At 30.7% G+C, this 11,158-nt stretch carries 11 protein-coding genes; 2 read left to right on the forward strand and 9 right to left on the reverse strand.

All coding sequences use genetic code 11. From position 1 onward, the window contains the following. Positions 1-59 precede the first annotated feature (59 nt). On the reverse strand, positions 60-2,606 hold the full coding sequence (gene acnB, locus AT682_RS03980; protein ID WP_002882330.1) for a bifunctional aconitate hydratase 2/2-methylisocitrate dehydratase: 2,547 nt from the start codon (positions 2,604-2,606) through the stop codon (positions 60-62). Positions 2,607-2,660: 54 nt separating this feature from the next. Between acnB and ogt the strand changes: the two genes are divergently transcribed. Continuing rightward, complete coding sequence (ogt, locus tag AT682_RS03985; protein WP_002867485.1) at positions 2,661-3,113, forward strand: methylated-DNA--[protein]-cysteine S-methyltransferase; 453 nt, start codon at positions 2,661-2,663, stop codon at positions 3,111-3,113. Here the strand turns inward: ogt and AT682_RS03990 are convergent. From AT682_RS03990 to mobB, 5 genes are read right to left on the reverse strand one after another with little or no spacing between them, the layout of a single operon-like run. Continuing rightward, entirely contained in the window at positions 3,105-4,046 is a 942-nt protein-coding gene (locus AT682_RS03990; protein ID WP_002882329.1) for a hypothetical protein, read from the reverse strand. The two genes, ogt and AT682_RS03990, sit on opposite strands and share 9 nt — an antisense overlap. A 3-nt stretch (positions 4,047-4,049) precedes the next feature. After that, positions 4,050-5,936, reverse strand: a complete 1,887-nt coding sequence (metG, locus tag AT682_RS03995; protein WP_002882328.1) for a methionine--tRNA ligase — start codon at positions 5,934-5,936, stop codon at positions 4,050-4,052. A 9-nt stretch (positions 5,937-5,945) separates the two neighbouring features. Beyond that, positions 5,946-6,143: a hypothetical protein gene (locus AT682_RS04000; RefSeq protein ID WP_002882327.1), complete on the reverse strand. Its 198-nt coding sequence runs from the start codon at positions 6,141-6,143 to the stop codon at positions 5,946-5,948. After that, on the reverse strand, positions 6,136-6,978 hold the full coding sequence (gene fbp, locus AT682_RS04005) for a class 1 fructose-bisphosphatase (protein WP_002867481.1): 843 nt from the start codon (positions 6,976-6,978) through the stop codon (positions 6,136-6,138). The genes AT682_RS04000 and fbp overlap by 8 nt, the downstream gene beginning before the upstream one ends. A gap of 1 nt (position 6,979) precedes the next feature. Continuing rightward, entirely contained in the window at positions 6,980-7,471 is a 492-nt protein-coding gene (gene mobB / locus AT682_RS04010) for a molybdopterin-guanine dinucleotide biosynthesis protein B (RefSeq protein ID WP_002882326.1), read from the reverse strand. 95 nt (positions 7,472-7,566) lie between these two features. Between mobB and AT682_RS04015 the strand changes: the two genes are divergently transcribed. Then, a complete protein-coding gene (locus AT682_RS04015; RefSeq protein ID WP_002882325.1) occupies positions 7,567-8,052 on the forward strand; it encodes a hypothetical protein in 486 nt (161 codons plus the stop codon). Here AT682_RS04015 and AT682_RS04020 read toward each other — a convergent pair. The 3 genes from AT682_RS04020 to gltX are packed head-to-tail and all read right to left on the reverse strand — an operon-like array spanning position 7,949 to position 11,150. Continuing rightward, the gene (locus AT682_RS04020) at positions 7,949-9,574 is read right to left on the reverse strand and encodes a lytic transglycosylase domain-containing protein (protein ID WP_002882323.1); all 1,626 of its coding nucleotides are present in this window, start codon (positions 9,572-9,574) and stop codon (positions 7,949-7,951) included. The genes AT682_RS04015 and AT682_RS04020 overlap by 104 nt on opposite strands. Beyond that, complete coding sequence (locus AT682_RS04025) at positions 9,571-9,852, reverse strand: YggT family protein (protein ID WP_002852501.1); 282 nt, start codon at positions 9,850-9,852, stop codon at positions 9,571-9,573. Before AT682_RS04025 ends, AT682_RS04020 begins: the two co-directional genes overlap by 4 nt. Before the next feature lie 2 nt (positions 9,853-9,854). After that, positions 9,855-11,150, reverse strand: coding sequence for a glutamate--tRNA ligase (gltX, locus tag AT682_RS04030; protein WP_002856800.1), 1,296 nt, complete (start codon positions 11,148-11,150; stop codon positions 9,855-9,857). Positions 11,151-11,158: the final 8 nt, after the last annotated feature.

Below are 11,158 nucleotides of genomic sequence, written 5' to 3' on the forward strand. Positions count from 1 at the left end.
TATTTTTCCTTTGAAAATTTTAATTTTGTTATTTAATCCAAATAAGTATTAAATTTGAATTAATTTTCAAGTTTGAAATTTTCAATCTCATTAAAATTTAAATATCTATAGATATTTGCCTTATGCTCATCACTTAGTTTTTCGCTGACAATTTGTAAGTATTCTTCCTTGCTTGGAATTTTACCTAAAATCGCACAAACTGCCGCAAGTTCTGCACTGCCTAAATATACTTTAGCACCCATTCCCATACGGTTGTCAAAATTTCTTGTAGAAGTTGAGAAAACTACAGCTCCATCATTTACTCTAGCTTGATTACCCATACACAAAGAACAACCAGGAACTTCTATTCTAGCACCTGCTGCGCCAAAGATGCTGTAATAACCTTCATTAGTAAGTTGTGCTTTATCCATTTTTGTTGGAGGCACTACCCAAAGTCTGGTTTTAAGTATGCCTTTATCTTTTAAAATTTCTCCTAAAGCTCTATAATGTCCTATATTTGTCATACAAGAGCCTACAAAAACTTCATCTATATTTTTTGGACGCTTATCATCGGCTAAAATTTCACTCAAAGTCGCCACATCATCAGGGTCATTTGGACAAGCTAGGATTGGCTCTTTAATGTCATTAAGATTAATATCTATAATATAAGCGTATTTTGCATCTTTATCTGCTCTTAAAAGAGTAGGGTTTTTAAGCCATTCTCTCATTTTTTCAGCCCTTCTAGCAAGGGTAGCTTTATTCTCATATCCTGCTTCTATCATAGCTTCAATTAAAGAAATATTGGATTTGATATATTCGCTTACACTTTCTATGCTTAAATCCACACTGCAAGCAGCTGCAGATCTTTCAGCACTTGCATCACTAAGTTCAAAAGCTTGTTCGACTTTTAAGTTTGGCAAGCCTTCTATTTCTAAAATTTTTCCTGCAAAAATATTTTTCTTATTTTTCTTTTCAACGGTAAGTTGTCCTTGTTTGATTGCATAATAAGGTATAGCATTAACCAAATCTCTTAAGGTAACTCCAGCTTGTAATTCCCCGCTAAAACGCACTAAAACACTTTCAGGTACATTTAAAGGCATAGAACCAGTAACCGCAGCAAAAGCCACAAGTCCACTTCCTGCAGGGAAAGAAATTCCTATAGGAAAGCGTGTGTGAGAATCCCCACCCGTTCCTACGGTATCTGGCAATACAAAACGATTAAGCCAAGAGTGAATAACCCCATCACCTGGTTTTAAACTCACCCCACCACGACTTGTCATGAAATTGGGCAAGGTTTTATGTAAATTTGAATCGCTTACTTTTGGATAAGCAGCTGTATGGCAAAAGCTTTGCATCACAAAGTCTGCATTAAAACCTAGGCTTGCAAGTTCTTTAATTTCATCTCTAGTCATAGGACCTGTAGTATCTTGAGAGCCTACGGTTAAAGTCATAGGTTCTATATACATACCTGGACGCACACCTTCAACTCCACAGGCACGACCTAGCATTTTTTGAGCTAAGGTATAACCACCGCTTGAAGATTTAGGTTGTTCAGGTTTGGTAAAGATATTTTCACTTTCCATGCCTAAAAATTCTCTAGCCTTAGCACAAAGCCCACGACCTATGATAAGTGGGATTCTTCCTCCTGCTCTAACTTCATCTAAGAGAGTGTTTGGACTGAGTGTAAATTCTGCAATTGTAGAGCCATTTTTTATGATTTTTCCATCATAAGGATGAATTTCAAACTCATCGCCCATTTCTAAGTTTGTTACATCACAGATGATAGGTAAAGCCCCGCTATCTTGAGCAGTGTTAAAGAAAATCGGTGCTATGGTTGAACCCATTACTATGCCACCGCTGTGCTTGTTTGGCACACCTTCTATTTCTTTTCCTAAGTGCCATTGTATGGAATTTATTGCCGATTTTCTACTTGAACCTGTTCCTACAACATCACCTACATAAACCACTTCGCGACCGCTTTTTTTAAGCTCTTTGATTTTTTCTAAGGATCCTGTTTGTCTTACCTTTAGCATGGCATTTGCATGTAAAGGAATATCGCTTCTTGTAAAAGCATCTCCTGCAGGGCTTAGATCATCGGTATTTGTTTCCCCTGCTACTTTAAAAACTATACATTTAATCACTTGTGGTAGTTTTTCTTTTTTATTAAACCAGTCCGCATTTGCCCAGCTTTGTAAAACTTCCTTAGCGTGTGGATTGTTTTTGCTAAGTTCAGCTATGGTATGGAAATTATCATGTACAAAAATAATATTTTTCAACACTTCTGCAGCATCTTTGGCTATGTTTTCATCTTTTAAGGCATCGATTAAAACTTTAACATTATATCCGCCTAGCATAGTTCCAAGCATTCTTAAGGCTCTTTTTTTGTCTATATTTGGAGCACTGATTTTGCCTTTAAGTATGGAATCTAAAAATTCACATTTTACTAAAGCTGCATCATCAACACCAGGATTTACTCTATTTTCTAAAAGATTTGCAAGCTCTTCATTATTTTCATTTTCAAGTAATTTACAAAGTTCTCTAGTTTGATTTGCATTTAAAGGAAGGGGTGGTATACCCAAAGCGGCTCTTTCTTCAACAAGTTTATTGTATTCTTGCATAAAAGACATTTTCTACTCCTTAAATATTTTTTATTATAATTGTAGCTCTTTGAAGGATAAAAAATGTTTAAAGTTTATTATAAAATGCCTTTATGTTACCTATCTTTACATAGTGATGGAAAATTTTTAACTAGAGTTGATTTTTGTGATAATAAAAGATCAGAAAAAAATTGTAGTTTGCTTGACTTAGCAAAATATGAACTTGATTTATATTTTACTCATAAGCTTAGAAAATTTAGCATTCCTGTTTTGATACAAGGTACAGATTTTGAATCAAAGGTTTATAAGGCTTTAATGAAAATTCCTTATGGTAAAATGGTTACCTATAAAGATATAGCCCAAAAAATCAATCATCCTAAAGCTTTTAGAGCTGTCGGAAATGCAAATTCTAAAAATCAAATTCCTATTTTTATACCTTGTCATAGAGTTATTGCAAGCAATGGCATAGGAGGATATAATGGAGGGCTTGAAATAAAAAGATTTTTGCTTGAAAATGAAGGAGTGAATTTAAAATAAGCTTGGGGTTTGATTTTCTTTGTTTTCAAATTCTTGTTCAAAAATATCATAATTTTCAAGAATTAAACAATATTTAAAATTTTTTAATTTTCTTAAATCTGAAAGCTGATTATAGGAAAAATCGCAAAATAAAGAATTTTTAGAAGCAATTTTAAAGTCTTTTATGTTTTTAAATTTTTCTTTCCAGAATTCAAAGGTATTTTGGTTGTTGCTTACAATAAACGCTTGAGAGCTTGAACCAAAAGGAGTGATTTCAAATTTATCATCAATAAAATAAATTTTAAAATCATCAATCTTATTAAAGTCAAATATTATTTTTTGATTTTTTTCTTTTAAAAAAGAAATAATTTTTGCAAAACTATTTGCGTAAAAAAAAGGCAAATTAAGATTTTTAAAATATAAATTTTCACAAATCAAAGTTGTAAAAAAGAAGCTAGATCGCGATAATAAGGTAAAATTAGCATCTTTTAGACTATGAGAATAGGCACAAAGTTTATTTAAGTAATTTTCTTCACAGTAGCAAAAAATTTCACCCTTTTTTGCTTTGATTAGTTTTTCAAAATCAGCAAAAATATTTCCTTTTAAAATGTTAAAATAAAAAGCCTTGCAAAGACTTAGTTCGTAAGATTTAAAAAGCAAAAATTCACATTCTTTATCTTCACAAAAAAAGCGTAAAAATCTTACAAGAGCTTGTTCTAGATTTTCTACTCTAAAGTAAAAAATATCTTTATCTTCAATAGTAATGTCATTTTCTGTAATTATAGCATAAGCGCCTTTTTTTACAGCTTGGGTAATTTCTTTTTTATCGTTATTAAAGAAGGCAAAGCCTGCTTTAAGTTCGTTTAAATTTATGGCAAAACCTTCCGCGCTTAAAACGCTACCTTCATGAATGAGTGTTGCGTTTAAAAGTTCACCTAAATTGCTAATTTGCATATTTTAGCCTACTAAAGAACCGTTTTGCACAAGTTGTTCAGGGGTGATTAAAACAAGCTTATCTCCGCTTTTTGCAGAAAGTATCATACCATCGCTTTCATGTCCAAAAATTTTAGCTTTTTTAAGATTGCTTATAATGCAAACTTGTTTACCGATTAAATCACTGGCTTTATAGTGTTTTGCTATGCCTGAGAGTACTTGACGGATTTCTTTATCGTCAAGTTCGAGTTGAAATTTCAAAAGTTTTTCGCTTCCTTTTATATTTTGACAATCAAGCACCTTAGCGACTTTGATTTCAATTTTTGCAAAATCATCGATTTTTATTTTAGGACTTTCTTCTTTTTTAGGTTCTTCTTTAATTTCTTGTTTTAAAAGAGCTTTTTCTACTTTTGGAAATAAAGCTTCGCAAGGATTTGCTTTAAAATCTAAAAGTTCATTATCAAGTATTATTTTTGCGTAATTTGTAGATGAAATTTCAAAATTTAAAGCTAAGGCCACCTTTTGACAAGACTTTGGTAGAGTAGGGCTTAATAAAAGGCTTGTTTTGGCTAAAATATTTGCACAAAGCGCTACTAAAGCATTAGCTTGTTCGTGTTTGTTTTCTTTGATTAAATTCCAAGGTTCGTATTTGCTAATAGCTAAATTTGCCACACTTAAGGCTTTAAAAAGTTCTTCTAAATAACGATTACACTGTAAGTTTTCTAAAAATTCTACCGCTAAATTTAAGTGTTCTTTTGCTTGATTTAATTCAACATTGTAAAATTTTAAAACACCTTCTTTTGAAATATTTCCTTGAGAATATTTTGTACTCATACCTATAATGCGATTAAGTAAATTTCCAAATTCATTGCTTAGTTCAGTATTGATACGATTTATCAGCATATTTTCGCTAAAATCCCCATCATTACCAAAAGGTACTTCTCTAAGCAAGAAATATCTAAAAGCTTCGCTTCCATAAGCATCAACCACTTCTTTAGGTTTTACAACATTGCCTTTAGATTTGCTCATTTTTTCACCTTCTTTAGTCCACCAGCCATGTGCACCTATAAATTTTGGCAAAGGTAAATCTACGCTCATTAAAAAAGCTGGCCAATAAATGGCATGAAAACGCAAGATATCTTTTCCTACTAAATGCACATGCGCAGGCCAAAATTTAGCATTTTCTCCCTTGCTTTGAAAATCAAGCGAACTTATATAGATAAAAAGTGCATCAAGCCATACATAAACAATATGTTTATCATCATTAATTTCTTGAGGCAGTTTAATCCCCCAATCAAAACTTGTTCTTGTAATGGAAAGATCTTTAAGGCCGCTTTGGACAAAATTTATAAGTTCGTTTTTTTTGTTTTTTGGCAAGATGGGATCTTTTTCTTCATACCATTGTAAAATTTTATCTTGATATTTTGAAAGTTTGAAAAAATAGCTTTCTTCTTTTAAAATCGTAGTGTTTTTGCCACAATCTGGACAAGAACAATCATTGATAAGCTGACTTTGAGTAAAAAAGCTTTCACAAGAAATACAATAGTGTCCTTCGTATTCATCTTTATAAATATCACCTTTTTGCCACATTTTTAAAAACATAGCTTTAACAAATTCAATATGCCTTGTATCAGTTGTTCTTGCGTAAATATCATAGGTGATTTCAAATTCATCCCATAATTTTTTAAATTCAAAACTGATTTTATCAGCGTATTCTTGAGGAGTGGAATTTCTTAGTTTGGCAGCTTCTTCGATTTTTTGTCCATGCTCATCTGTTCCTGTTAGAAATCTTGTTTCATGTCCTTGCAAACGATAAAATCTTGCTAAAGTATCGGCTATGATGGTAGTATAAGCATGACCTAAATGAGGCACATCATTTACATAATAAATTGGTGTTGTAATATAACGCATTTTTTTCCTTTAAAAGTCAAATCCGCCTTCGGTTTTACCCTTAGACATACTGTTATAGACTGCATCAACATAATTTTTTCTAGTTTGGCAGTTAAAAATTTCATCGCAATTATAACAAGAGTTTAGGTTTTTTGAGTTTTGACATGAAAGTAAAATTTCTTTTTTTTTATCCATATCTTGCTCAAATTCATCTCTAATTTCATTCATTGTAAGCCTTTAAAAGTTTTGAAATTTCATATTCTGATCCAAAAAAACAAGGAGTTGTCGCATGGATTTTATCAAATTCAAGTTCAAGTAAGGAGCGGTTTTTTCCATTTGTAGTTTTTCCGCCTGCTTTTTCTATGATAAAGGCTAGAGGAAAAACTTCAAAAAAGGCGCGAAGTTTACCATTAGGTGCATCTTGTGTTGCAGGATAACTAAAAATCCCACCCCCTTTTAATAAAATTTGATTGATATCGCTTACCATGGCTCCAGAATATCTTAAGCGATAGCCTTCATCAAAAAGATTTTTGATAAATTTAGCGTGTTTTTCTTCCCAAAATTTTTGCGTTCCGCCTGTAGCATTAATCTTGCCTTTTTCATTCATTTTAAGATCTTTTATAAAAATAAATTCATTATTTGCATTTAAGCGATAAAGTTTTGGCTGATCTTTGCAAATCACAAGTTCTAAGCGTGCTCCATACATACTATAAAGTGCAGCTCTTAAATTTTTAGCATTTGCTTTTTCTTCATAGATAGCAAAAATAGAACCTATGGCAAAATTAACATCCATTAAGCTAGAACCATCTAAAGGATCATAAGCTACGATAAAATTTGCCCTCTCGTTAAGCGTTAAAATTTCGTCTTTTTCTTCACTTATGATGGCTTTAATGCTTGAACATTGACTTAGAGTTTTTGTGATGATTTCATCGCTTAAAACATCAAATTTGAGTTGGGTATCGCCTGTAAAATTTTGATTTTGACTGTAGCTTGTATCGGGAAATTTTAAAGCGTTAGAAATTTCTAAAACCGCTTTTTGTATATAAGAAATCACTTCTTGCATTTTATAATTCTCCTTGTAAATTTTTAGCATTTTTAAGTATGTATTGGCAAATAGCTTGTATATCGTTTAAATCAAGCCAAGTAAGATAAGGGTGAGAAATTTTTTCATAGCTTGCAATAGCGTTTGAAAAAGTAAAATAACTTTCATCAATTTCTTTACAAAATACGCTAATGCGTGGTAAATCAAGAGTTTTTAATCCTTCAACCAAACAAATGTCAAAATTGGGTGCTAATTTTAAAGCTTTTAAAATATCTCTATTTTTATGAGAAAAAAAAGTTGTTCTCGTAGGGCTTAAAACCATGATTTCAGCCCCACTTTGAAAAAATTTAAAACTATCTTTACCGTTAAAATCAAATTGAGCTTTATCGGCAGGATCATGTTTAATGATTAAAACTTTTAAATTTTGTTGCAAAAAATTATTAGCTATTTTGGTAATAAGTGTAGTTTTACCTGAATTTGAAGGTCCGCTAAAAGCCATGATAAGTTGTTTCATAAAATATACTCTTAATTTTTTTGTAAAATTATATCTTTTTAAACCAAAAAATAGGGTTAAAAGGCTACAATAATACTAAAAAATATGGAAAAAGAATGAAAATTTATAGTGTAATTTTAGGTGCTTTTTTGCTTGGAGCTTGTTCTTTAAAAGATCAGGCGATTGTGGATACAAATTTAAAATCTCAAACTTTAATGTTTACTCAAAAATATAAAATCACACAAGATAAGATTAATGCCATTATAACCATGTCTTATTTAAACCCAATTCTAGATAAGACAAGTAAAGATGATATATTGGCCTTGTCTTTTACCCCAAATACATTAAAAATTCAAAATTTAGAAGTTTTTATCAATAATAAAAAAGCCAATATTGAAAAATTAGATGATGAGTATTTAAAATATATAATACAAAACAACTATACTGATTATTTTAAAGTATCTCTTCCTAGTGTCAAGGAAGAGACTAAGCTTGTAGCTAAGATTTGTTTAGATCATTTGCCTTGTTTTGAATTAAATTTTCAAAAATATCCGAAATCTTTATACTATCGTTCAGAAGATGTCGATACACAATATAATTAGCTAGAACTTTTTTTCCGTAAATTCGGCTTTCTTGATAAGGAACTAGCTCCATAGACAAGAAAGGTTCAAATTTGCCTGTCTTAAACATATCATTTCTTGCAAGCATACGGTTAGTAAATCCTATACCGCCATTATAAGCATAAGCGACAAAAAGTGGAGATTTTAAACGTGATTCAAGGTAATTTAGATGATAGTTTCCAAAGTAATATGCTATTTCAGGTTTAAACATAAAATCTTGATCGAAATTTGGAATTTTTAATTCTTTTTCCCCTATGTGATTGGCTAAAAATGGCATAAATTGCATCATGCCTAAAGCATAAGAAACTGAAATAGCAGTTGGAATAAAACGACTTTCTTGTCTGGCAATAGCCAAAATTAAAGCTTGTCTTGTTTTGTTATAGTCTTTTATATTGTCATAATAAGGCATTATAAAATAATGTTTTTTAAAATTATTTTTGCGTTCTAATATGTAAGCATAAATAGGCAAGGTTTCTTGTGTGTCAAATTCTTTTGCCAAGACATCTAGTTGACTTGCGTTAGCATCGCGAATTTGTTTGTTTATTTTTTGCCAAGCAAAAGGATCTTGCATATTAAAATTATTTTTTTTCTTGCTTGGATTAAGGCTTTCTATCTTTGGAAAAGGTGTGTTAGTAAGTTCTTTTGCGTAAAGACTATAAATATTTAAAGAAGAACTTTGCGATAAAGTTTTTAAATCTTCTTCATTGTTTTTAATCAACCACATCCAAAATGTAGCATTGTCTTTATTGCTTTGCGATTTAAAACTTTGTGCCGCCTTTTTAAAAAAGTCATAAGCAAGCTCTGTTTTATCATAAGTTAAGGCATTGACTCCTAAATAGAAAGCAGAATCTTCACTTGCATTTTCAGGATTTATTTCTAGTATAGAATGTCTAAATTTTGGATTTTCTTTTTTAATAATAATATTTTGTGCAAAATCTTTAAAACCAATGTGGTTTGGTAGTTTATTGACTAAACTTGTATTTAAATCTAAGTCGTATTTTTTAGAATAATTATAAAGTTTAAAAAAACCATTAATATCTTCTTTTTGTACTATATAGCTCATAGGATCAGAAGTATTAAAAGCTAGCAATAAATTTGTCAAATCAGGTCTTTGATTTTTAAAGGTTTGAGCTAAAGTCGTTCGGTCTTTGGAATTTAAACTCGCTATAAAAACTAATGAATTTAAGCGCACACTTTGACAAGTTAAATTTGCATCTAAGATAGTATTTGCTGTATAGGTATAGCATTTAGCATATTTTGGGTTGATATAAGGCTTTAAAGGGATGATTTTTTCAAGTTCGGATTTAATTTTTCCTATATAGCGAAAAATATGAGAATTTAAATCTTGTGCATCTTTTTTACTGATTTTATTTTTTTCTAAAAGCCTATAAATATAATAATCCTTAGCAAGTGAATTTTCTTCCTTTTTGAGTTTTTCTATGCTATATTGTGTAGCATTTAAACTTGAAAAAATAAATAAAAAAACGAGTATTTTTTTTATCACAATATACTCCTTAAGATATTCCCAAGAAAAATGCCAAGAAACTGCAATGCTAAGACTATAATCAAAGGCGCAAGATCAATATTACCAATGCGTGTTGGAATTTTTCTAACTAAGGCGTAAGCAGGATAACTTAATTTATATAAAATTTGCACTATGGGATTATAAGGATCAGGGTTTACCCAGCTTAAAAGTGCTGTGATGATAATAATCCAAGTATAAATGTTAATGACAATTTGTAGTACTTGAAAAATAGAAATAATAAAAGAGTCTATAACCATAGTTAAATCCTTGCTAATTCGTGAATAAAATTTTTAATATAAGGATAAAGATCACTAAGCTCAGGTCCGTGGATATTTCCTGTTAAAATTATCCTTAAAGGCATGAAAAATTTTTTACCTTTTAAGTCGCTTTTGCTTAAAAGTTCATTTTTAAAATCTTCATAGTTTTCAAAAAGTTCAATATCTTTTAAGAGTTCTTTTAAAATTTTACATTCTGTTTCAAACTCTCCAAAGTCTTTTGTGTTGAAAATAGCTCGCATTTTTTCTTTAAGTTCTTTTATGGTGCTTGCTTCTTGAGTGTAAAATTTAGCAAGTTGTGCAAGATCTTTGTTTAAATCTAAAATTTTATTAAGCTCATCATCTTTGATCATTTTGATATGTTCACGATTGATTTGTAAGAGTTTTTTAAGATCAAATCTTGCGGGAGCTTTTGAAACTTTAGAAATATCAAACCATTTTATAGCCTCTTCTAAGGTAAAAATTTCACAAGGAGTTTTATTGCCTAGCATGATCAGATAATTTGCGATTGCGCTAGGTAAAATTCCACTTTCAAGTAGCCATTTTACAGAAGAATGTGCTTCTCTTTTACTCATTTTAACACCTTCTTCGTTTAAAATGATAGGTAAGTGTGCATAAGTCATGGCTTTATTATAACCTAAGCTTGCGCGGATATGTTCTTGTTTTGGAGTGTTTGAAACATGATCTTCTCCGCGTATAATACAAGTGACATTTTCAAGCATATCATCAACCGCACAAGCAAAATTATAAGTTGGAGTTTTATCTGTTCTCATAATTACAAAAGAGTCTATGTTTTCAGGTTCAAAACTAAGCTCGCCTTTGATAAAATCAGTAAATTTCATAGTATGAGTAGGTTTTTTAAGACGGATAACAAAGGGTTTTTCACATTCTAAAACATCAATATCGGCTAGTTTTTCACAAGTGCCATCGTAGCGATAAGCTTTACCTTGTTTTTTAGCTAACTCTTTTTTTGCTTCAAGTTCTTCTTCGGTGCAAAAACAAGCAAAAGCTTTTTTTTCGCTTACAAGTTTTAAAGCCATTTGGCGATGGAATTTTAAATTTTCACTTTGTATATAGTAATGCTGCCATGAAATACCAAAAAGATTTAAAATTTCTTTGATTTCTTCTTCTTTTCCTGCTATATTTCTAGCTTTATCAGTATCTTCAATACGTAAAATAAAATCCATATTTTTTTGTCTTGCACAGATATAATTAAAAATTGCTGCGCGTAAATTTCCTATGTGCATATCACCTGTGGGAGAAGGTGCAAAACGGTACATTTTATAGC

Origin of the sequence: Campylobacter jejuni (assembly GCF_001457695.1) — a bacterium.
Lineage (GTDB): Bacteria > Campylobacterota > Campylobacteria > Campylobacterales > Campylobacteraceae > Campylobacter_D > Campylobacter_D jejuni.